At 49.4% G+C, this 22144-nt stretch carries 25 protein-coding genes; 9 read left to right on the top strand and 16 right to left on the bottom strand.

All coding sequences use genetic code 11. The features are described 5' to 3' along the window. Positions 1-2: 2 nt before the first annotated feature. From J3999_RS09110 to bioB, 5 genes are all read right to left on the bottom strand, one after another. A complete protein-coding gene (locus tag J3999_RS09110; protein ID WP_208127588.1) occupies positions 3-947 on the bottom strand; it encodes an alpha-E domain-containing protein in 945 nt (314 codons plus the stop codon). After that, the gene (locus J3999_RS09115) at positions 947-2401 is read right to left on the bottom strand and encodes a circularly permuted type 2 ATP-grasp protein (protein WP_208127589.1); all 1455 of its coding nucleotides are present in this window, start codon (positions 2399-2401) and stop codon (positions 947-949) included. The genes J3999_RS09110 and J3999_RS09115 overlap by 1 nt, the downstream gene beginning before the upstream one ends. A gap of 194 nt (positions 2402-2595) precedes the next feature. Beyond that, a complete protein-coding gene (locus J3999_RS09120; RefSeq protein ID WP_208127590.1) occupies positions 2596-3237 on the bottom strand; it encodes a hypothetical protein in 642 nt (213 codons plus the stop codon). Positions 3238-3310: 73 nt separating this feature from the next. Then, positions 3311-4513: an 8-amino-7-oxononanoate synthase gene (gene bioF / locus J3999_RS09125; protein WP_208127591.1), complete on the bottom strand. Its 1203-nt coding sequence runs from the start codon at positions 4511-4513 to the stop codon at positions 3311-3313. A 7-nt stretch (positions 4514-4520) separates the two neighbouring features. Next, complete coding sequence (gene bioB, locus J3999_RS09130) at positions 4521-5534, bottom strand: biotin synthase BioB (RefSeq protein ID WP_208127592.1); 1014 nt, start codon at positions 5532-5534, stop codon at positions 4521-4523. A 94-nt stretch (positions 5535-5628) separates the two neighbouring features. On the opposite strand from bioB, the gene J3999_RS09135 reads away from it, so the two are divergent. Beyond that, the gene (locus J3999_RS09135) at positions 5629-6324 is read left to right on the top strand and encodes a ComF family protein (RefSeq protein WP_208127593.1); all 696 of its coding nucleotides are present in this window, start codon (positions 5629-5631) and stop codon (positions 6322-6324) included. A gap of 20 nt (positions 6325-6344) precedes the next feature. Beyond that, the gene (locus J3999_RS09140) at positions 6345-7274 is read left to right on the top strand and encodes a cation diffusion facilitator family transporter (protein ID WP_208127594.1); all 930 of its coding nucleotides are present in this window, start codon (positions 6345-6347) and stop codon (positions 7272-7274) included. On the opposite strand, the gene J3999_RS09145 is transcribed toward J3999_RS09140, so the two are convergent. The 11 genes from J3999_RS09145 to hisB form a co-directional block, all read right to left on the bottom strand. Further along, positions 7271-7954 carry a zinc metallopeptidase gene (locus J3999_RS09145; protein ID WP_208127595.1) on the bottom strand — a complete coding sequence of 228 codons (684 nt, stop codon included), beginning with the start codon at positions 7952-7954 and terminating at the stop codon, positions 7271-7273. The two genes, J3999_RS09140 and J3999_RS09145, sit on opposite strands and share 4 nt — an antisense overlap. A gap of 62 nt (positions 7955-8016) precedes the next feature. Then, entirely contained in the window at positions 8017-9828 is a 1812-nt protein-coding gene (locus J3999_RS09150; RefSeq protein WP_208127596.1) for a DUF255 domain-containing protein, read from the bottom strand. Beyond that, entirely contained in the window at positions 9767-10915 is a 1149-nt protein-coding gene (gene tatC / locus J3999_RS09155; protein ID WP_208127597.1) for a twin-arginine translocase subunit TatC, read from the bottom strand. The genes J3999_RS09150 and tatC overlap by 62 nt, the downstream gene beginning before the upstream one ends. Positions 10916-10923: 8 nt before the next feature. Further along, entirely contained in the window at positions 10924-11490 is a 567-nt protein-coding gene (gene tatB / locus J3999_RS09160) for a Sec-independent protein translocase protein TatB (RefSeq protein WP_208127598.1), read from the bottom strand. Between the two features lie 68 nt (positions 11491-11558). Beyond that, the gene (gene tatA, locus J3999_RS09165; RefSeq protein WP_208127599.1) at positions 11559-11810 is read right to left on the bottom strand and encodes a Sec-independent protein translocase subunit TatA; all 252 of its coding nucleotides are present in this window, start codon (positions 11808-11810) and stop codon (positions 11559-11561) included. 195 nt (positions 11811-12005) lie between these two features. After that, entirely contained in the window at positions 12006-12326 is a 321-nt protein-coding gene (locus J3999_RS09170) for a histidine triad nucleotide-binding protein (protein ID WP_173283843.1), read from the bottom strand. A 45-nt stretch (positions 12327-12371) separates the two neighbouring features. Continuing rightward, on the bottom strand, positions 12372-12716 hold the full coding sequence (locus J3999_RS09175; RefSeq protein ID WP_208127600.1) for a phosphoribosyl-ATP diphosphatase: 345 nt from the start codon (positions 12714-12716) through the stop codon (positions 12372-12374). Between the two features lie 94 nt (positions 12717-12810). Further along, entirely contained in the window at positions 12811-13584 is a 774-nt protein-coding gene (hisF, locus tag J3999_RS09180) for an imidazole glycerol phosphate synthase subunit HisF (RefSeq protein ID WP_208127601.1), read from the bottom strand. A gap of 11 nt (positions 13585-13595) precedes the next feature. After that, a complete protein-coding gene (hisA, locus tag J3999_RS09185; protein WP_208127602.1) occupies positions 13596-14336 on the bottom strand; it encodes a 1-(5-phosphoribosyl)-5-[(5-phosphoribosylamino)methylideneamino]imidazole-4-carboxamide isomerase in 741 nt (246 codons plus the stop codon). 42 nt (positions 14337-14378) lie between these two features. Then, positions 14379-15017 carry an imidazole glycerol phosphate synthase subunit HisH gene (hisH, locus tag J3999_RS09190; RefSeq protein WP_208127603.1) on the bottom strand — a complete coding sequence of 213 codons (639 nt, stop codon included), beginning with the start codon at positions 15015-15017 and terminating at the stop codon, positions 14379-14381. Beyond that, complete coding sequence (gene hisB / locus J3999_RS09195) at positions 15017-15604, bottom strand: imidazoleglycerol-phosphate dehydratase HisB (protein ID WP_208127604.1); 588 nt, start codon at positions 15602-15604, stop codon at positions 15017-15019. Before hisB ends, hisH begins: the two co-directional genes overlap by 1 nt. Positions 15605-16171: 567 nt before the next feature. Here hisB and ccoN point away from each other — a divergent pair. The 7 genes from ccoN (at position 16172) to J3999_RS09230 (ending at position 22141) form a co-directional block, all read left to right on the top strand. Beyond that, entirely contained in the window at positions 16172-17602 is a 1431-nt protein-coding gene (gene ccoN / locus J3999_RS09200) for a cytochrome-c oxidase, cbb3-type subunit I (protein ID WP_208127605.1), read from the top strand. Positions 17603-17673: 71 nt separating this feature from the next. Further along, entirely contained in the window at positions 17674-18507 is an 834-nt protein-coding gene (gene ccoO, locus J3999_RS09205) for a cytochrome-c oxidase, cbb3-type subunit II (protein WP_208127606.1), read from the top strand. Beyond that, complete coding sequence (locus J3999_RS09210) at positions 18507-18689, top strand: cbb3-type cytochrome c oxidase subunit 3 (RefSeq protein ID WP_238843392.1); 183 nt, start codon at positions 18507-18509, stop codon at positions 18687-18689. Before ccoO ends, J3999_RS09210 begins: the two co-directional genes overlap by 1 nt. A 22-nt stretch (positions 18690-18711) precedes the next feature. Beyond that, on the top strand, positions 18712-19620 hold the full coding sequence (gene ccoP / locus J3999_RS09215; RefSeq protein WP_173283851.1) for a cytochrome-c oxidase, cbb3-type subunit III: 909 nt from the start codon (positions 18712-18714) through the stop codon (positions 19618-19620). A 78-nt stretch (positions 19621-19698) separates the two neighbouring features. After that, on the top strand, positions 19699-19836 hold the full coding sequence (locus tag J3999_RS09220; RefSeq protein WP_173283852.1) for a hypothetical protein: 138 nt from the start codon (positions 19699-19701) through the stop codon (positions 19834-19836). 178 nt (positions 19837-20014) lie between these two features. Then, positions 20015-21490 (top strand): cytochrome c oxidase accessory protein CcoG, encoded by a 1476-nt coding sequence (ccoG, locus tag J3999_RS09225; protein ID WP_208127607.1) that lies wholly within the window; start codon positions 20015-20017, stop codon positions 21488-21490. Positions 21491-21619: 129 nt separating this feature from the next. Continuing rightward, positions 21620-22141, top strand: a complete 522-nt coding sequence (locus tag J3999_RS09230) for a FixH family protein (protein ID WP_173283854.1) — start codon at positions 21620-21622, stop codon at positions 22139-22141. The last annotated feature ends 3 nt before the right edge of the window (positions 22142-22144 follow it).

Raw genomic sequence — 22144 nt, forward strand, 5'->3', positions numbered from 1 at the left:
GGTCAGGCGACCTGTTTGGGATTGAACCAGGTGCTGTACAGAAGCCGGTTGATTTGCGACAGTTCTTTCTGTATCCAGTCAAGGTGATTATGGAGTTCATTGCTTCCTATGATTAATTTCTGTTCGGCGCTGATTTTCTGTTGCAGAGATTTTAGCGCATTCTGCATCGGTTCTGGGTTTGGAAGTTTGCGCATAAACCAGCACATTTCGTTAAGACAGTAACTAATGGAGCGGGCAAACTCTTCGTCCTGAGTCAGGAATTGTAATACTTCCTGACCGGATATTTCGGTTTGATACTGCTGGCGGTACATAAAGTAGGCATTGATCGAACGCAAAAGATTCGCCCACAGTATGGCGTCAAAATAGGACTCATCATCATTTTCAAACACTTCCTGCGCCACGAAAAGACCGCCTTCGTCAATTAAGCGTGTGGTCATGTCGGCGCGTTCGATGAGCATTCCGAGCTTCAGGAAACGATAGGTTTCGTTATGACTCATAGTTCCTTCAAGCATGCCGGTATATGCCTGGCAGGAGCGGATGATTTTCGACAGCAGTTCGTTGCGTTTGGTGCGGGTGGCGAAGTCCTCCTGATGGTTTTTGACCATAACATACAGCTCATTGATGTGAATCCAGGCTTCGCGCGGCAGAATATCGCGGGTGGTACGAATATTTTCTCTGGCCCACCAGAGAGAAGAGATCAGCGATGCCGGATTGTTACGGTCACTCAGAAGCATCTTCATGCAGTTCTGTTCGCTTCGGCTGTCGTAATGCAGAGCAAAATAATCTTCGTTGCTGGTGATCTGAACCAGACCATACCAGCTGAGTTTGACGGATTTAGGCAGATCCAGCATCAGTTGCGAGTGGACTTTGGCCAGACGGGCCGTGTTTTCGACACGTTCGATATATCGGGCCAGCCAGTATACGCGTTCGGCGACTTTTGAAAGCATTAGTTTTCCTCCTCTGTCACGACGATCCAAGTGTCTTTGGAACCGCCTCCCTGAGATGAATTGACCACCAGAGAGCCTTTTTTCAACGCGACTCGCGTCAGACCGCCGGCAGTCACATAAGATTTTTCGCCCAGTAGAATAAACGGGCGCAGATCGACATGTCGCGGCTCCAGGCTCTGGTCGCATACGGTCGGCACGGTGGAGATATTCAAAGTCGGTTGGGCAATATAGTTTCTCGGGTTTTCCTGAATCAGCTGCCGGAAAGTCTCAATCTCTTCCGCGCTGGCTTTTGGGCCAATTAAAAGGCCGTAGCCGCCAGATTCGTTGGCCGGTTTGACAACCAATTCCTGCAAGTGTTCAAGAACATAGTTACGTTCCTCTTCTCGGCTGCACAGGTAGGTAGGAACATTTTCAATCAAAGGTTCTTCGTCGAGGTAAAAGCGGATCATGTCCGGCACATACGCATAGACAACCTTATCGTCGGCGACGCCGCAGCCTGGTGCGTTGGCAATGGCGACCTTGCCTGCTTTCCATGCGCGCATCAGGCCAGGAACGCCCAGAGTGGAATCTTCGCGGAAGACTTCCGGATCCAGAAAGGCGTCATCGATACGGCGGTAAATGACATCGACACGCTTAAGCCCTTCGATATTGCGCATATACACGCAATTATCTTCAAGAACCACCAGATCAGAGCCTTCGACCAGTTCAGCCCCCATTTCATGTGCCAGATAGGCGTGTTCGTAGTAGGCCGAATTAAATATTCCCGGCGTAAGCACGACCACTTCCGGGTTATCGGTTTTGTAAGGACATAGAGAGCGCAGCATCGACAGCAATTGCATCGGGTATTGGTCGACCGGAAGAATGTTCATGTCGTTGAAAACCTCAGGCATGACCTGTTTCATAACCGCCCGGTTCTCGAGCATGTAAGAGACTCCGGACGGAACGCGCAGATTATCTTCCAGAACATAGATTTTGCCCGTCACATCTCGTACCAGATCCGAGCCGCAGATAGATGCCCAGGAATTGTGTTTTAGTTTCATTCCACAACATTCAGGTCGAAAGTCCTTCGAGGAGGTGATGATCGCTTCGGGCATAATTCCGGCCTGGAATATCTGACGTTCGTTATAGACGTCTTCGATAAAACGGTTCAGCGCTTTCAGGCGTTGTTTGAGGCCATCGCTGATCTGTTTCCATTCCTGACTGCATAAGGTTCTTGGAAACACGTCGAAAGGCCACAGGCGGTCGATATTGCCTTTGTCACTGTAGACGGTAAAGGAGATTCCCATATTGGCGATAGCGACTTCAGCACTGCTCTGCATCTCTTGAAGCGAGTTGAAAGGCGTATTTTCGAATTGTTTGAGTAGCGGTTTGGCTGCAGTACGGGGAGTGTTGTTTTCAGCCACGGCTTCATCAAAGTAATCGTCGGCCGGGTAGTCTTTGAGGTATTCGAGCATAATCAGAGCCTCATCTAGGGTTTTTACACAGATTTAAACCAATAGATGTGCAAATAACAAAAAACACTTGTAAAACAGTCGTTTATGGTTAATTTGAGCGGTTTTTTACAAGTGTCTTGCCGCTTCATAGGTGCGCACGCCCTGAAAAGGTGCTGTTTTGTGGTTGGCTTGGTGCATTTTTCTGCAGCGGAGTGTTACAGAGCCTCTTGCAGTTTTTGAATGCAGGTCTGACGCATCTTCTGCAGGCTGTTCTGCAGGCGTTCGGCGCGGTTTTTAGTCCAGTCCTGTACCGAGTAGAATTGACCGTTTTCCGCCTTGAACTGACAGACGTTCTGCCACAAGGTCGTGCTCATCGATAGAGTGGCATTGCCGGCCAGAAACTGGCTGAGAGGCAGAACTTTGGCCGATAGGGTGTAGGTAATGCGAAAATGGTCCAGCTTAAGCGGGAAGCGCGAATAGTTCGCCTGCGCCCGCAGGTCAACAAACCAAACCAGCGTTTCCGGAGCAAACTCTTTTTCTCTTAATATCGGCCAGTCTTTTTTGCGGATCACGGTTCCATCTTCGAATGCCGGAATTTCCTGATTAATTGCTTCGATAGTGCGCAGGTTTTCTTCTTCGGCGTGGTACGCCTGACGAAGCTTTAATGTGACCGCATCCATTTTAAAGTCGGATAATTGGGTATCAAGACTGATCGGCTGTGCATAGTAGACAATCAGGTGGTCCGAATCACTTAGGAAATCGTCAAGCTGCGCTTGGCGGCTGGGGTTATTACTGCAGGAACTGACGAGTAAACTGCTGATAAGCAGTATCAGGGTGGTGACTGTTTGGGAACGCATGCTGCACCTGTCTGGCTGTTTTAGAATTGATTTTATATAAAAATAACCATTTAGCCTACAGCTATTAAGGGAATTAAGCGTCGTGGGAGGACTCTTGACGATGGATTTCAGCCAATGCTTGGAGCAGAGCGTCGACCTCTTCGGCTGTATGTGCGGCACTGAAGGTGATTCGCAGACGGGCCTGATTTTGCGGGACGGTCGGCGGCCGAATGGCGGCGACCCAGAAGCCTTTTTGCTTTAATGCCTCCGACCATCTCAGAGCTGTTTCACTGGCACCGAGCATGACCGGTTGAATCGCCGTCGGCGACTGCCACAGTTTCAGGCCGATTCGCTGCGCGCCTCGACGGAATTGTTGAATCAGATTTTGCAGATGATGGCGCTCTTTGTCGCCGCTCTTAACCAGTCGTAATGCCTGGCGTACCGCAACCGCGTTCAGCTGCGGACTGGCCGTTGTGTAGATGTACGGGCGGGCAAACTGAATAAGGGTTTCAATGGCGGTTTCGCTGCCGGCGACAAAGGCGCCGCTGCAGCCGAATGCTTTACCCAGCGTGCCGATCTGTAAAGTGTCGGCGTCGGTCTCGAGATTGAAGTGATTAAGCGTTCCTTTGCCTTCTTGGCCAAGAACGCCAAAACCGTGGGCATCGTCGATAATCAGCCAGGCGTGATATTTTCGAGCCAGTTCCTGAATCTTCGGCAGAGGAGCCAGATCGCCATCCATGCTGAAAACCCCGTCGGTGACAATCAGTGTTTGCTGTTCTTTAGCTTGTGCTTGTTGCAGGCGCTTTTCCAGTGCTGCCATGTCGCCATGCGGGTAACGCTTGAATTCGGCTTCCGAGTGCAGAGCGCCGTCAACCAATGAGGCGTGATTGAGTTTGTCGCCAAGAATCAGATCGCCTTTTTGCGCGAAAGTCTGCAGCACGGCCAGATTGGCCATAAAACCGGTCGAAAACAGCAGCACGCGTTCGACACCAAGCCAGTCGGCCAGTTCATCTTCCAGAAGATGGTGTTCAAGGTGGTGTCCTGTGACCAAGTGGGCGGCACCGGAACCATAGCTGATATCGTCGCTCTGCAGAGCGGCGATCAGGCGTTGTTTGATTTGTGGGTGATTGGCCAGTCCCAGATAGTCGTTGGAACAGAAATTGATGCAACGGAGGCCGTTGATTTGCATCTGCGGTTGCTGAGGACCGAAAGCGAGAGGTCTTTGGCGATAGAGGTGTTCGCTACGGCGTGTTTTCAGTCTGTCGGAAAAACGCTGTTGAATTGTCTCTATCGCCATATTGGAATCAGGCGGATTTTTCGTCGGATTTGATTGCTGATCGATCGGCCTGCATATTGATGCCGAGTTTGGCAAACAGTTCAGCGTCGTGATCCGATTCCGGGTTGTCGGTAGTCAGCAGTTTGTCGCCGTAGAAAATCGAGTTGGCGCCGCCAAGGAAGCACAGAGCCTGGGCTTCGTCGGTCAGTTCCATTCGTCCTGCAGACAGGCGCACGTAAGAATGCGGCATCAGAATACGCGCCGTTGCGATAACGCGGATAAATTCGAAAGAATCGGTTTTGCCGCGCATATGCTCCAGAGGCGTGCCTTCAACCGGAACCAGCAGGTTGATCGGTACCGAACTCGGGTGGTGGTGCATATTGGCAAAGGTTCTCAACAGTTCGGCGCGGTCTTTATGCGCCTCACCCATGCCGATAATACCGCCGGAACATACATTGATACCCGCTTTTTGCACCTTGTCGATAGTGTCCAGACGATCTTGGAAAGTACGGGTGGTAATGACTTTCGGATAGTAGGCTTCGGAGGTATCAAGATTGTGGTTATAGTAATCCAGTCCGGCGTCCTTAAGCTGCTGAACCTGATCTTCGTCGAGCATTCCCAGCGTCAGGCAGGTTTCCATGCCTAGCCCTTTAACCATTTTGACCATGTCGAGAACGATCGGGAAGTCTTTCTTGTTCGGATTACGCCAGGCGGCACCCATGCACAGACGGGTCGCGCCTTTTTCCTTGGCGGCCAGCGCTTTATCGACGACTTCCTGAACGGCCATCATTTTCTCTTTTTCCAGACCGGTATCGTAACGGGAGCTTTGCGAGCAGTAAGAACAGTCTTCGGCACAGCCGCCGGATTTAATGTTGACCAGTGTGCTGGTCTGAACTTCGTTGGCGTTGAAGTTGGCGCGATGAACGGTTTGAGCCTGAAACATCAGATCATTGAAAGGCTGATCCATAATGGCTCGAATCTCTTCCAGCGTCCAATCGTGACGAACCTGACCGATTTTTTGTTCCAGAGCGGCGTCTAACATAATCCAAATTCCGTGCTTATAACTGTTTAAATATTCGATAGTGGGAGTATTATAGCTTAATAATATGTAAGCAGTATTGAGTCTTGATACAGATATGCACTGGTTAGAAGCCTGGCTGATCCCGCCGAAATCGGTTTTGAGCAACGTCGTGGGAGACGGTTTGGATTTGTCCGCAGAGGAACGCAGCCGGCTTCCCAGAGTACATTCGATCTGTCCCGTTTGTGCCGGTGTTTCTCCTGACGGCCGAATTTGCGGGCATTGCCTGAAGTCCCCTCCGGCATTTGATTCAACGCAAGTTGCCTTCTTTTATCGTCCTCCTATCGTCGAATTGATCCATGATTTGAAATATCATCGGCAGACGGCAAATGCCCGTCTGCTTGCTGAACTGTACCTTGAAGAGATGGTGGCGCAATTATCGAGTTCGCGTATCGAAGCGATTGTTCCGGTACCGGTTCACCCTTTGCGACGTCGTGAAAGAGGCTATAATCAGGCGGAGCTTTTGGCTCGTATCGTGGCCGGACGCTTGGGCTTGCCGGTTGTTCGCAATGCGGTGCGCAGAGTCAAAAATACGCCGTCACAGACGCATCTGGATGTCACTGAACGCAAGCGTAATCTGCGCCGGGCGTTTGAGGTTGATGCACAGAAATTAAACGGCCTTAAACGCTTGGCCATAATGGACGATGTGATGACCACAGGAGCAACGATTCAATCTCTGGCCAAACAGCTTAAACAGCAGAGTGACGCCGAGTTTATTGCGGCTTGGGTCATTGCAAAAACCGAATCATCATAATTTCAGGCTGGGAGTAGTCAATGCACAGTCACCATCATTCCGTCGGTAGCGAGTCTTTTGGCGGGCAACACAACCATATCGCCGAGCACAGCGGCCGCAGCCAGAAAAAGATCATGATTGCAGCGATCATCACCGCCAGTTATATGTTGGTGGAGATTATCGGTGGTTTATGGGTTAATTCCATTGCTCTGGTCGCCGACGGAGTGCATATGCTCACCGATGCCATGGCTCTGGCCATTGCCTGGTGGGGCTTTCATATTGCGCGACGCCCAGCCAACGAGTGCATGACTTTCGGTTATCAGCGCTTTCAGATTCTGACCGCTTTCGTCAATGGTTTTACATTACTGTTGATTGTCGGCGGAATCATTTTTATGGCGATTGAACGTTTTATTCAACCGCAGGAGATTATGGGCAAAGAGATGTTCGTGATCGCGGTAATCGGGTTGCTGAATAATCTAGTGGTGTTCTGGATTCTGCATTCCGGGGATCAGCATAATATGAATATGCGCGGTGCGACGCTACACTTTTTGGGCGATACTCTGGGATCGGTAGCGGTCATTCTGGGGGCGATCCTGATCTACTACACCGGCTGGACGCCGATCGATCCGATTCTCTCCATTTTAATGGCGACGATTATCGGCATCGGCGCCTACCGTCTGACGCGCGAGTCTGCGCATATTCTGCTCGAGGGCGTTCCGGCCGGCTATGAAATCTCCGCGATCAAGCAAGACCTCGAAGCGCGTTTCGATTACCTCAGAGAGGTGTATCACATTCATATCTGGGCGATTGCCGAAGATCAGGTCATGATGACCCTGCACGCCCGAACCGATACGACGCATATCAATGAACAGACGTTGGCCGAAATTAAAGATTACCTGCACCACGAGCATAAAATTCATCATGTGACGGTACAGTTGGAAAACGGTGTTTCTGCCGAAGCGAAGGATTAACGTTTCAGCGCTTTGAGCCACTTCCATAAGTTGAAAAGGCTGGAAAGCGAGGCGGCGACATAGGTCATGGCGCAGGCAAAAAGAATTTTCTTGGCGCTTCTCTGGTCTTTCTTATCCAAGTATTGCCCCTCTTTCAACAACGGCAGGGCGCGGGCAAAACTTGCGTCAAACTCCACCGGTAAAGTACTCAGATGGATAATGACTGGAACCCCCATGGCGATAAAGCCGGCTCCGAAAGTGATCAGCCCGACCATCGGTGTGTGCATTAACGGAATCAGAACCGGTGTTGCCATCAGTGCAAAACCGGCAAATTTCTGCATGATCGCGGCTCTTTCCACCAGCGCGGTTCTCTGTTTGAGTGGTTGGTAATCATCTCTGTCTTGCAGGGCGTGACCGATTTCATGCGCGACGGTGGTAATCGCGGTCAAGGAGTTGGAGTGTGCGTTGGCGGAAGAGATGCGTACCGCTTTAGCGATCGGGTCATAGTGATCCCCCTGATCGGTTTCTTCAATCTGAATATCCAGATGAAACTTATCCCGCAAATGTTCGGCAAATTGCAGACCCGTGCCGGGGATATCCGGGTGCGGTGTACGATGTTTGTTGAGAATGTATTTGGTCCAGATATTCGGCAGAGTGGTGATGGTAAACAGCAGAATAAAAGCGATAATCAAAAAGCCCATTGCTTCCTCTAACAGCGTTCTCTTGCATTAATTCAGGCCCATTGTAAAAGAAAACAAAACCCTTAGCGGCATTTATCCACAAGCAGATATGAGGCGTAGTGCATGGGATCCTGATAAAAATCCTCACGGTCGATTTTTATTTTCGCAAAGTCGCAGCCCAGTTTGACGCTGGCGCCGGGCACCGCGTCATCCTTAAAGACGTAATGTGATTGTGGATAGAGGCGGAGCTGGCGAGAAGCTTCCCAGCCGCTACGGGTTTTAAATTCCTTCACTTGCTGTTTCAGAGCGGAGAGATCGAGATCGATCCGCTGCCGTTTTTTCCAAGCCTTAAGCGCATCCCATAGAAAACTGAGATCGGACAGAGTTGCTTCGCCCTCAAGCGCCTGAGTCGTCTCAGGGGCGGTTAAAGCGCGTGGTATCTGCTGTCGTCGGCTTAAAACCAATAACTCGGTTGCCAGTTCCTGCGCGTATTCGGACGATTTTGCCAGATGTGGCGTGGCGGCAAGACTTGTTTGTTGCGAACGCCATATTTCGGCCGTCACCAGCGCTTGTAACAGCAAGGCATTCCAGCCGGTTATGGCTTTACTGTCAATTGGCATGTCGGCTTTCGGGCGCTTCTGGAGCAATCTGTTTTTGATGGCTTTCCAGTTCTTTGAGGTCGGCTTAATCAAATAGCCGGATTCAAAGGTTTCCGGAAACGCAAACCATTCCGTTTGCACCTGTCGCAAAGCGTTTTCAGGAAGAATTCCGACAAGTTGCGTTTTGCTGAACAGGTAGCCTCCTCCTTCACGTCCTTCGGAATCGATAGCCGATTGGCTGCCAAGATAGAGTTTGAGTTGCGGTGCATACAGCGTTTCGCGCAGATAGCGCAGGGTGGCTTCGGCAACAGCGGCAAATCCGTGATTCGGCCAGCGTAAATCTGCAAGCAGGTAGAGCTGCAGCAGTTGGGCATTGTCGTACAGCATCTTTTCAAAATGCGGTATTTGCCACTCTGGGTCGATGGTATAACGGAAAAATCCGCCGTAAAGGTGGTCGAAAAGGTGTTCGTCGGCCATTTTCTGCAAGCTCAGAATCAACCAATCTTCGATCACTCCGGGAAGTGATTCCTCACAGATGAGCGCCAGCAGTAACGGACTTTCCGGGAATTTGTTACTGCCGCTCAAACCGCCGCTGAACTCGTCTATACGGCCGCTAAGCTGTTGATAAAGTGCCTCACGGAATCGGGGCGGATTCCACTCTGTAACAGTTTGATTTGTATCGGGAATGGCGGAATTCGCCAGTTTACGAATTTTGTCCGGATATTCTTTCCACAAGTTATCCACAGTCGTGAGTAACTTTTGCAGTTTTGCATTCGGCAGATAGGTGAAGGCGGCAAAGGGCAAACCGTCGGGTGTTAGAATCAGGTGCTGCGGCCAGCCGGCCGAACCGTGGTATTTTCGGGCAAATTCAAGCATCTGGCTATCGAGTTGCGGGTTCAGTTCCCGGTCCACTTTAATGCTGATGAATCTATCGTTGAGTAACTGGGCGGTTATTGGGTTTTGATAAACCTCTTGTTGCATGACATGACACCAGTGGCAGGAGAAATAACCGCTGGAGAGCAGGATGAGTTGGTTTTTTCGCTGAGCAAGTTGCAGGGCGTTTTTGTGCCAGAGCATCCAGTTTACCGGGTCTTTGGCATGCATGGCCAGATACAGACTGGGGTGCTGTGCAAGAGGAGAAGCGGTTGGTTGAGCCTTGCAAGGTGACAAAAACAGCAGAGCGCTAAATGCAAAAACGCCCGCAGAGATGTAGCGGGCGTTTTGAAATGGCGACTTAAGGCTTTTTGCTATCCGTTGTATCTGACGGTTCGTTTTTCGACTGATCGCCTGTCTCACTTGCTGACTCCTGCGGCTCTTTGTCCTGAGCATCTGGTTTCGGCGAGTTTGTGCTTTCCGGTTTATCTGAATCCTGTTTTTTCTTGGTACGCTCGTCATACTCGCGTTCCAGCTTCTGCATTTCAGAATCGATGCGGTCGAACTCGTCATCCCAGTCCAGATCATCGTCAACCTGGTCGGCATAGCGATCATCGAATTCAATCTCCGGCTCGTCAGATGCTTTTTTAGCCGTTGCGCTATCCTTGGTGTTGGAATTCTGTTCCGCTGCTGACTTTTTCGCCTGAGCGGCATTGTAGTCGTCTTCGTTATGGTAGATCTCTTCGTCGTCCTCTTCCTCGCTGTTTTGCACGCGTTTCTTAACGACATAGGCGCCGACCAGCAAGCCGAGCTCGAACAGAAGCCACATAGGGACGGCCAGCAACGTTTGCGAAATAATGTCCGGCGGTGTAAGAAGCATACCGATAACGAATGCGCCGACAATAATATAAGGTCTGGCGTGACTGAGTTTTTCCGCTCTGACCATTCCGGTCAGTATCAGCAGGACCGTTACCACCGGAACTTCAAAGGCCATACCGAAGGCGAAGAACATCTTAATGACGAAATCCAGGTAGGCGGCGATATCCGTTGCGACCGTTACCCCTTCAGGTGCTGTGGTCGATAAGAAGCCGAATACCAGCGGGAAGACAACATAGAACGCGAAGGCGCCGCCGGCATAGAACAGGAAAGAGCTGAAAAACAGGATCGGAGCGACCAGCTGTTTTTCATGACTGTATAGAGCCGGCGCAATAAAACGCCATAGCTGATAAAGCAGGAAGGGCATCGCCAGATAGATCGCCAGAACGAAGCTTAACTTGAACGGTGTCAGGAAAGGCGAGGCAACCGCCGTTGCGATCATGCTGGTATCTTGCGGTAGATAGCGCGTCAGCGGATCTGCGATGTAGGTATAAATCTCATTCGCAAAAGGAAACAGACACAGGAAAAAGACCAGAATCGCAAGAATGCCGCGAGTCAGACTGCTCTTCAGATCCAGCAGATGCTGAACCAGTGTCATCTCTTTATCATTAGGTGGTAGCGCCGATTCGCTCATAGATGTGTTTAACTTTTGCTAGAGTCAGAAGCCACTGGCGTGGTCGAATTTTCACTGCTGGCGGTTGAGGATGCCGGTGACGAAGATGCCGGTGTGCTGGAAGTCGGCTTTGTTGCTTCTTCCGCAGCCTGAGGGCGGCTTTCGGTATTCTGTGCGTCGCTGCTTGACTGCGCGGCCACATTATTATCTTCGCTTGTTGCACCCGGAACTTTTGGCTGTGACGGTGCGCGGTTGAAAGAGCTTCCGCTGTCGTTACTGCCACCGAAAGGGCGTTCGAACTCATCCAGATTGAAGTCATCCACTTTGGATTGTTCGATACCGACATTCAGGCTTTCCTGAAGGTCGTTATGCAGATTATCGAGTTTCTCTTTTTCCGCTTCCAGGTTGACCGACTGTTTAAAGTCGTTAATGGTTTCCTGAACATGATTTTCCTGTTTGACCGATTCGATGAAACGACGGGTCTTGCCCATAAAACTTCCCAGTTTTCGGGCAACTTCAGGCATACGCTCTGGACCGATGACGATCAGAGCGATGATCATAATCATGAGAAGTTCAAGAAAGCCAATATCAAACATGGTTGGTTACACCTAGCCTATTCCACCTGTTGCAAACTGCGGCCAACGACTGGGTTGGCAACGACAGTTTAAGCTTTGTCTTTTTTGTCTTCAGCTTTCTTTTCTTCGGCTGATACGGTAAAGACGTTTTCGTCGTCTTTCTTTTCCAGCTTATCAGCGTCAGCCTTTTCGTCTTTTTTAGCTTCTTCGTCTTTCATAGCGGACTTGAAGCCTTTGATCGCACCGCCAAGGTCGCTGCCGACGTTGCGAAGACGCTTAGCACCGAATAAAACTAAAACGATGGCAAGGATAATAAGTAGCTGCCAAATGCTGATTCCCATGGTATTAACTCCGGTTGTTATCTGCTCTGCTGTGCTTTGTTCGAATTAAGCACAAGCCCAAAATATCAGTAGCCGCTAATAATATCAAATTCACCAATTTAATTGCACAAAAATAATTTATTGGTGGCAATTGAATGCTTACGGCTAAGAAACTGTTTTTAAGTGCTTTTTCTTAGTGTGTAACCGATTGTGCGCTTAGTTACCCATTAAGTGTATATGGATATGGAACACTTCCTGTCCGCCGGAAGCGCCGGTATTGATTTGTGTTTTGAATCCGTCCAGGCCTTGAGCATTGGCAAGCTGCGGTAGAAGCAGCATCATGTGGCCCATAAGATCCCGGTCTTCCGGCTTGAGGTCGAATAAGGTATCGATCGGTTTTTTGGGGATGATCAGCAGATGAACCCGTGCTTTAGGGTTAATATCGTGGATCACGATACATTTGTCGTCTTCGTAGACGATATCGGCGGGGATTTCTCGGTCGATGATTTTGCTGAAAATCGATTTTTCCTGATTCATGGAGGGATCCTTCCTGTAAATCTAAACAGTGCCGGAAACTACCTGTTAGGCGTCTCGGCTCGCTTTTTCGTCGTGGCCGGATAAGCCGAAGCGACGTTGTAATTCGTTCGTAATAGCATCCGAAGAGATATTTTTATGTGCTAAGAGAACTAGGCTATGAAACCATAAATCGGTTACCTCGTAAATGAGGTGTTCTTTATCTTGATCGCTATGACTGTTGTCGTGGTCTTTCGCGGCCATGGCGACTTCAAGCGACTCTTCAGCGATCTTCTTGAGGATTTTTTCGGTCCCTTTGGCGTACAGGCTGGCGACGTAAGATTTGTCTGCCGCTTCGTCCTTGCGCGCTTCAAGCACTTCATCCAGTTGCTGTAATATGGTTTTCTGACTCATGGCTGTTCCATTTTGATTGAGGCATTCCGGTTCGGGAGGTGAAAGTTCCGGGGTTGGTTATTCGGAAGCTTTCATCCCTGCGGTTAGACTGTTTTTACAAGCGAACTTCAATGCCTTGCGCCTGCATCGCTTCTTTGGCTTCCTGTACGGTGAATTCGCCGAAGTGGAAAATACTGGCGGCCAATACCGCTTCGGCTCCGCCCAGTTTAACGCCGTCAACCAAGTGCTGCAGATTGCCGACACCGCCGGATGCGATAACCGGAATCCTGACTCGTGAAGTGATTTCCTGCATCAGTTCCAGGTCAAAGCCGCTTTTGGTGCCGTCTTTATCCATAGACGTTACCAGCAGTTCACCGGCGCCGTAAGCTTCCATGCGCTCGGCCCATTCCAGTGCGTCAATGCCAGTCTCTTTGCGGCCGCCGTGGGTGAAGATCTCCCAACGGTTTGCTTCTCCTTGCGAGCTGACTTTTTTAGCGTCGATCGCCAGTACGATGCATTGAGACCCGAAAGCGTCGCAAGCTTCTTTGACAAATTCGGGGTTGTAGATGGCTGCGGAATTGATCGCAACCTTGTCGGCTCCGGCATTCAGCATGGTGCGGATGTCTTCGATTTTGCGAATGCCTCCGCCGACCGTAAGCGGAATGAAAACCTGGCTGGCGACTTCTTCGACCATATGTACCGTGGTTTCCCGGCCGTGGGCCGTTGCGGTAATGTCGAGGAAGGTGATTTCGTCGGCGCCTTGTTCGTCATAACGCTTGGCAACCTCAACCGGATCCCCGGCGTCGCGAATATCGACAAATTGCACGCCTTTTACGACTCGGCCGTCATCCACATCCAAACAGGGAATAATGCGTTTTGCTAGACTCATATCGATTCGTCCTACTTTGGCGCCAGTTCATCTGATAGAGACTGGCCTTCCTGAAAATTCAAGGAGCCTTCGTAGATGGCGCGTCCGGTAATTGCGCCTGTCACTCCGTCCGCCTCGATGGTCGCAAGATTACGGATATCGTCCAGATTGGTAATTCCACCTGAAGCGATGATCGGAATATTGACTGCCTGCGCCAGAGCCTGAGTGGCTTCGATATTGACGCCCTGCATCATGCCGTCGCGGCCGATGTCGGTATAAATAATCGCTTCCACGCCGTCGTTCTCAAACTGCTTGGCCAGGGTTTTCACTTCGTGATCGGTTACCTCGGCCCAACCGTTGATGGCGACCATGCCGTCTTTGGCGTCCAGACCGACCATAATGTGCCCCGGGAATGCTTGACACGCTTCGGCAACAAATTCCGGGTTGTGTACCGCTTTGGTTCCGATAATGCAGTAGCTGACACCCGCCTTGAGATAGGCTTCAATGGTTTCAAGGTCGCGGATACCGCCGCCGATCTGAATCGGTAGATCCGGATAGGCTTCGCGAACCTGGTAGACCGCCGAATCGTTGACCGGCTTGCCGTCAAAAGCGCCATTCAAATCGACCATATGCAGGCGGCGCGCGCCTTGCGAAACCCAACGTTCGGCCATGGCGACTATGTCGCCCGAGAATACGGTTGCGTCTTCCATAATGCCTTGGCGCAAACGTACGCACTGGCCGTCTTTTAAATCAATTGCAGGAATTAATAACATGCTTTTACCTTAATTCTATGTCGTTCGGTGGTGACGGTGCTGTTAGTGTCCGTCCCACTCAAGGAAATTTTTAAACAGTTGCAGGCCGTGCTCGGCGCTTTTTTCCGGGTGCGCCTGAATGGCAAAGATATTGTGTGCGCTTAATACCGACGGAAAGGTCTGGCCATGAGTTGTTTCACCGATAATAGTGTTTTTGTCTTCAGGTGAAACATAGAAGCTATGCACGAAATAGAAGCGGCTGTCCTGAGGGATCGCGTGCCACAGAGGGTGATCTTGCGTCTGGTGAATCTGGTTCCAGCCCATGTGCGGCATTTTCAATTCAGGATGAGCGCTTAAATCAAATTGCGTGACATTGCCTTTAATAATGTTCAGGCAATCGACGCCGTTGTTTTCAGCGCTGTGCGACATTAAAACCTGCAAGCCCATGCAGATCCCCAGGAAAGGCTTCTCCTGAGCGGCTTGTTTAACCGGTTCGACCATGCCTGTATCGGTCAAGGCCTGCATACAAGCCTTGGCTGCACCTTGGCCGGGGAAAATTACCGAGTCGGCGTCTGCAATAACTTGAGGATCCTGAGTGACAATAATTTTAGTTCGAGCGTTGGCCATATGCTCGGCGGCTTTAGAAACCGAGCGCAGGTTCCCCATGCCGTAATCGACGACGGCAACTAGCTTTTGATCCATTAAAGACTTCCTTTAGTTGACGGCATTTTCCCGGCCATGCGCTCATCCGCGCTTAGAGCCATGCGCAGTGCGCGACCGAAGGCTTTGAAAATAGTTTCTGTCTGGTGGTGCGCGTTAACGCCGCGGATATTGTCGATATGCAACGAAGCCTGAGCGTGATTGACAAAGCCCTGAAAGAATTCCATGACCAACTGAGTTTCAAAGGTACCGATCTGTTCACGGGTAAAGTCGCAGTGGAACTCAAGACCTGGGCGGCCGGAAAGGTCGATTACCACGCGGGAGAGCGCTTCATCCAGCGGGACATAAGCGTGACCGTAGCGGGTGATGCCTTTTTTGTCGCCCACGGCTTTGGCGATGGCCTGACCAAGAGTGATGCCTACGTCTTCTACCGTGTGGTGGTCATCGATATGCAAATCGCCGTTCGCTTTGATGTCGATGTCGATCATGCCGTGGCGGGCGATCTGATCAAGCATATGCTCGAAAAAAGGGACACCGGTATTTAATTTGGCTTCACCCTGACCGTCCAGATTTACGCTGATTTCGATTTGGGTTTCTAAAGTATCTCGCTTTATGGTTGCCGTTCGCATGCGCTTCTTTCCTGAAAATATCAAAACACCATATGATACCGCAAAACCTTGAAATTTAATAAATACGCTGTTGATAAGGTGATTTTTTATGGATGCGGTGGTTAAGAGGGGTATTTCCCTTTGTTTTGTAATGATATTTTTCGGGTGTTATTCGGGCGGATCGGATTTCCGATAAATTTGCTGGGTTGAACCTTTGTCAGGTGTGATCAAATCGTTTTTTGAGCGCCTGATGGAATTCGTTTTTTCCGCGTGGACAGGGCTTATTAGAATTTTTTAATATGCACTTATAAAATATTTTGAATGGGCAATAAAGGGCGGGGTTTGGGATAATTCGGAGGTTTTTTGGAGGTGTCTAAATCAAATTTTCTATAAGTTATTGAAATATCGTTGATTTTGCTTGTGTTGCTTGGGCCGCAATTGATACGGGTTAATTTTCAATAGTCTTAAACTGGTAACAGGCGCTCTTTGAACGTTATAATTCCGAGCTACGGGGAGTCTGTGCCTTTTTTAAGGTACAGGTAGTTTGATTTAGGCAAAACTTTGACTAATTTTAGGGGAATCCGACTAATGGATACTACAGCTAAGCCACAATACGATAATGGCGTAGTCAAGTATTTAACGGTTGGCGCAATAGTCTTTTTGGTGCTAGGTACTTTCTTGGGTACATTTGCAGCATCACAGCTTGCGTGGCCAGCGTTAAACTTTGACATCGCGGAAATCACTTTTGCTCGTTTGCGTGTAATGCATACGAACACGGTTATCTTTGCATTCGGTGGTATGACCTTGATGGCTACCGCATTCTATACAGTTCAGCGCACCAACGGTGTCAAGCTATGGAGTAACTCTATGGCCTGGTGGACTGCAATTCTTTTCACAATCGGTCTTCTGGCGACGGTTGTTACCATCTCGCTAGGGATGACAACCGGTAAAGAGTACCACGAGCAAGAGTGGCCGCTGGCAATTGCGATCGCTGTTGTCTGGACCATGTACACTTTCAACTTCGTAATGACTATCGCGTCACGTAACAAAGAGACTCACTCTCACGTATACGTTTCGAACTGGTTCTTCCTGGGTATGATGATTGCGATCACTTACCTTTACGTTGTTAACGGTCTGGCAATTCCTGTTTCATTGTTCCGTTCTTATTCACTGTTTGCCGGTGTTCAAGATGCGATGATTCAGTGGTGGTGGGGTCACAATGCGGTAGGTTTCTTCCTGACTGCCGGTTTCCTTGCGATCATGTATTACTTCGTGCCTAAGCAGGCGCAGCGTCCTATCTACTCGTACCGTCTGTCAGTTATCCACTTCTGGGCTCTGATGTTCGGTTATGTATGGCTGGGTGCTCACCACTTGCAATACACAGCTCTTCCAGACTGGACGGGTTCTCTTGGTGCGGTAATTTCGCTAGCGATGATCATTCCTTCATGGGGTGGTGCCCTTAACGGTATGTTGACTCTATCCGGTGCTTGGGACCGTCTGCGTACAGACTATATCCTGCGCTTCCTGATTATCTCTTTGGCGTTCTACGCAATGTCGACCTTTGAAGGTCCGGTAATGGCGGCTAAGACGGTTAACGCGCTATCTCACTACACTGACTGGACGGTTGGCCACGTTCACTCTGGTGCTCTAGGTTGGGTTGCGATGGTATCGATCGGTGCTCTATACCACATGGTTATGAAGCTATGGAATACAGAGATGTACTCTATGCAGCTGATTAACTTCCACTTCTGGTTGGCAACAATCGGTACGGTGTTCTACATCGTTGCGATGTGGGTATCCGGTATCATGCAGGGTCTAATGTGGCGTGCTTATGACGAGTACGGTACTTTGGCTTACACCTTTGCGGAATCGGTTGCAGCTATGCACCCATACTATGCAATGCGTGCTTTCGGTGGTCTATTGTTCTTCACCGGTGCGGCGGTCATGCTTTATAACGTAGTAATGACTATCCGTATGGCTAACGCTCGAGCGTCTAAGCCAGTTGAAGCAACTGCATAATTAATAGGCATCCTGTGCGTCGGTTCGGCCGGCGCCCTGATTGGAATCAATGAGTTGAGGAGCACAAACTCATGTCAAATCATGACGACAAACCAAAAAATATCCAGGATGGTCTAGAGCGTAATATTTTCGCCCTATTCCTGGCGACTGCACTGGCAGTATCAATTGCGGGTATTGTTGAAATCGTACCTCTGTTCTATCTTAAATCTGCTGTAGATTACACAGAACAGACCGATAAATACGGTAACGCGAAAAACGAAAAGTTCCCTGAACTAGTTTGGGAACGTACCTTTACCGAAGACGAAAGCGGTAATATCGTTGCTGATAAAGCGCTATACAAGTTCGATAAGAACGGTAAGCCGATGTTGGCAGACTGGAAAGCGGGCGACGGTGTACGTCCTTACACTCCGCTAGAGCTAGCCGGTCGCGATCTTTATCTTCGTGAAGGTTGCTATATTTGTCACTCTCAAATGATTCGTCCGTTCCGTGATGAGCGCGAGCGTTACGGTCACTTCTCTCTGGCGACAGAATCTATGTACGACCACCCTATGCAATGGGGTTCAAAACGTACTGGTCCTGATCTGGCCCGTCTAGGTGGTAAATACTCTGATGAATGGCACGTAATGCACTTGTTGCGTCCACAGGATCTTGTTCCTGAATCAGTTATGCCTGCCTATCCATGGCTTGCGGATCGTATGGTTTCTGAAGATTTCTTCGGCACGGAACGTGATATGAAGAAACGTCTGGAAGTTATGCGTACTCTAGGGGTTCCGTACACTGACTGGGAAATTGAAAACGCGAACAAAGCGATCGAAGGTTATACCGAGATGGATGCGATGGTTGCGTACCTGCAGGTGTTGGGAACGATGGTTAAGCTGGACGATAGTAAAGTTTACCGTCAATAATGAGTCGTATGGAACATTACTTCAGCACAGACTGGTCAGCATTGACTACCCAAGACTGGGCTGGACTGATCATCACGGTTTTAGTGTTTATCGGTATGTTGATTACCTTTGCTCTGGCTCTGCGCCCATCCAAGCGTAAAGAGCTGGAGGAGCAAAAACACAAAATCCTTGAAGATGATTGAATCATTCTGAGGAGAATAAAAAATGGCAAATCATAACCCTTGGCCAGACGAAGGCAATACTGGTCACATTTGGGATGAGGACCTGCGTGAGTTAGATAACCCACCGCCGCTGTGGTGGATGCTGTCTTTCTATGCCGGTTTCATCATGATTATCTTCTACACCTTGTATTATCCGGTTATTCCTTTGACCGATAAAACAGGTGAGTTCACTAAAGGTATGGCAGGATGGACTGCCATCGAAGAGTACAACGAAGACTTCAAAGTACTGAAAGACTGGCGTGTTGCTAAATTCGCCGATAAGGAAGAGCAGCTGGCTGCGATGTCTGTTGCCGATATCCTTAAAGATGATGAACTGCGTCAGTACGCGGTAGCAACTTCAAAAGTACTTTTCGGTGATTACTGTGCGGCTTGTCACGGTGCCGGTGGTGCGGGTAACCCTAACTTCCCTGTTTTGGCTGATGATGATTGGCTATGGGGTGGTCAGGTAGCGCAAATCGAAGCGTCGATTAAAAACGGTCGTATCGGTAACATGCCTGCTCGCGGCATGATGGGTAACCTGTCTGACGAAGAGATCGATAACGTAACCGATTATGTTATCGCGCTTTCCGAAGGTAAGGGTAGCGACCCTCAATTTGCAGCCGGTAAAGCGGTATATGCGAAAGGTATGTGTCTTGCGTGTCACGGTCCTGCTGGTAAGCCTTTGGCTCCAGCCGGTGCAGCTAACCTGACTGACCAGGTATGGCGTTTCAGCTCTGATCGCGATGCGATCCGTAACGTGATCGCTAACGGTGTAAATGTTAAGAAAAACGGCGAATACATCGAAGGTACTCGTCAAGCGATTATGCCGGCTTTCAAAGAGCGTCTTCCAAACGCGGATGTTAACGTTAAACGTCTTGCGGTTTATATCCACCAGCTAGGTGGTGGTCAATAAGGCGATCTGTAAGAAAGGAGAGTTCTGGCTCTCCTTTTTGCTTTCTTAAGCTCTACTTTAGTGACAAAGGAGTTCATCATGGGTGATTTAAATAATGACTGGGTACTTTGGGGTTCTATCGGCGCCTTGGTACTTTCAATTGTTGCATTAATTGGTTTTGCCTGGAAAGCCGCTCGCGGTATGGAAGGCATGGAAAAGGATGAAGATAAAGATTAATCAATCTTGATTCTTGATCTATACATCCTTAAAAGCCGGGGGAACCCGGCTTTTTTATTCCTATCTCAAATCAAAAAATGCTTATATTCCAAGATAAAGATAATCAGTTTTGAGATAATTTTTATTCGTTAAAATCATGATCTACTTGAATATTTAGCAGTATTAGCAAGGAAAAGCTATGTCAGAAAAGCAGTCAGAGACGGCCTCTAAAAGCGGTACCGATCACTCGGTACTGGGTGGCGTCGAAACCAGTAATAAAAATCTGGAAAATATCGGTGTGGAATTGCTGCCGGTACATACGGGAGGGACTGTGCACGCGAAACGCATTCCGGGAACTTTCCGTAAGATAAAATGGATTCTGGCCTCATTCTGGTTGATTCTGTTTGTTGGTCCTTACCTGCGCTGGGATGGACATCAGGCTATTCTGTGGGATCTGGCGAATCGCCAGTTTCACTTTTTCGGCCTGACCATTCTGCCTCAGGATATTTGGATTCTGGCCATGATTCTGCTCTTTTTTGCGTTACTGCTAGCGGCCTCAACGGCTGTTGCCGGGCGTCTCTGGTGCGGGTATTTCTGTTTCCATACGGTTTGGACGGATGTCTTTACCTGGCTGGAAGAGAAATTTGAAGGCCAGCCAAACAAGCGTCAAAAGCTGGATCAAGCGCCGATGAGCCTGGAAAAGCTCAAGGTTAAGATTCCGAAGCACCTTATCTGGCTATTGATCGGTTTCGCAACTTCTTTCAGTTTTGTTGCTTATTTTACCGATGCGATTGACCTTTGGGCACGTCTGTTTGCTTTTGAATGGGGTAGTGTCGAGACGACCATCGTCGTCGTTCTTGGACTGTCGACCTACTTCTTTGCCGGCTTCCTGCGTGAACAAACCTGTATCGGTTTTTGTCCTTATGCTCGTATTCAGGGTGCGATGATCGACACGCAAACCGTTGTGCCGACCTATGATCAGGATCGTGGTGAGCCTCGTGGGCGTATGCGCCGTGTCAAACCGGGTGAAGAAGCCCCTGATTTAGGTGACTGTATCGATTGTAACCTGTGTGTTGCGGTCTGCCCGACCGGTGTTGATATTCGTTTGGGGCAGCAGTTCGGCTGTATTACCTGCGGTCTGTGTATCGACGCCTGTGATTCGGTCATGGATAAGATCAAAAAGCCGCGTGGGCTGATTCGCTATGCATCCTTGCAAGAGTTTACCGGCAAGAAGTTGCCGGCTATCTGGAAACGTCCGCGTGTAATCGTCTATTCCGCGATTATGACGTTTGCCGCTGGTGCGATCCTGTACGGTTTGGCCACTATGTCGCCGATTGACGTCAAAGCGTTGCACGAACGCTCGCCTCTGTTTGTTCAGATGAGTAACGGGTCGATTCAGAACAAGTGGACGCTTAAAGTCGTCAATAAAGGCGCCGAAGTGATGCAGGCCAAAATTACCATCGGCTCCGAATTCCAGAATATGGAATATGACGTCAGTCCTGCAGTATTGAGCGTGCAGCCGGGAACAGTTGGTTCGGCGACGCTGCTGGTACGTATTCCGCGCCGTGATTTGACCGAGGCGAATACGCCGATCGATATCATGGTCGAAGACGTTAATAACCCGCAGATCAAAACCACTTACAACAGTGTTTTCATCGGTCCAAAACCCCGTTAAGTTTCAATAGCTTTCAAGGCTTTTTGTCAGGATTGCTTTGAGAAACACCGTTATAATAAGCCCTTTACCTTTTTAAGGTAGAGGGCTTTTTTCTTTGGGGCTTATTTGATTGAAATTTAGGAGATGACCATGCCAGAAGCCAAAAAAGACCAGCGTGACTGGAGCAATGTATGGAAGAATCCGTTCGTCATTGCCTGGTTGGTGATTCTGACGATTGTATTAGCGGTTAACTTCTTTATGGTCAGTATGGCGATTGTGACCAATCCAGGTCTGGTTGTGGACGACTTTTACGAGCAGGGCAAGAATATGGATAAAATCCTTGCCGAACAGAAGCGTATGGAAAAGTTGGGTTGGCAATTGAATATTGATCTGCCGATCCTTTCCGAAGCCAAATCGCAAACGGTGACTCTGAACGTGCTTGATAACGAGAATAAGCCGATGGATGTCGACAGTGCGATTCTCTACTACTACCGTCCTTCCGACAGAAATCTGGATGGCGAAGCGCCTTTGTCGGCGACCACAGAGACCGGCGTTTATCAGGTTGAGTTCAGTCTTCCTCTTAAAGGAAAGTGGGATGTGATTATGGAGGTCAAAAAGGGTGAAAATACCTTTAATGTCGGGCGCTCCATTATGGTTCAGGATCCGGAATAAAGA

Source organism: Thiomicrorhabdus sp. 6S3-12, assembly GCF_017571475.1.
In the GTDB taxonomy this organism is placed as follows: domain Bacteria; phylum Pseudomonadota; class Gammaproteobacteria; order Thiomicrospirales; family Thiomicrospiraceae; genus Thiomicrorhabdus.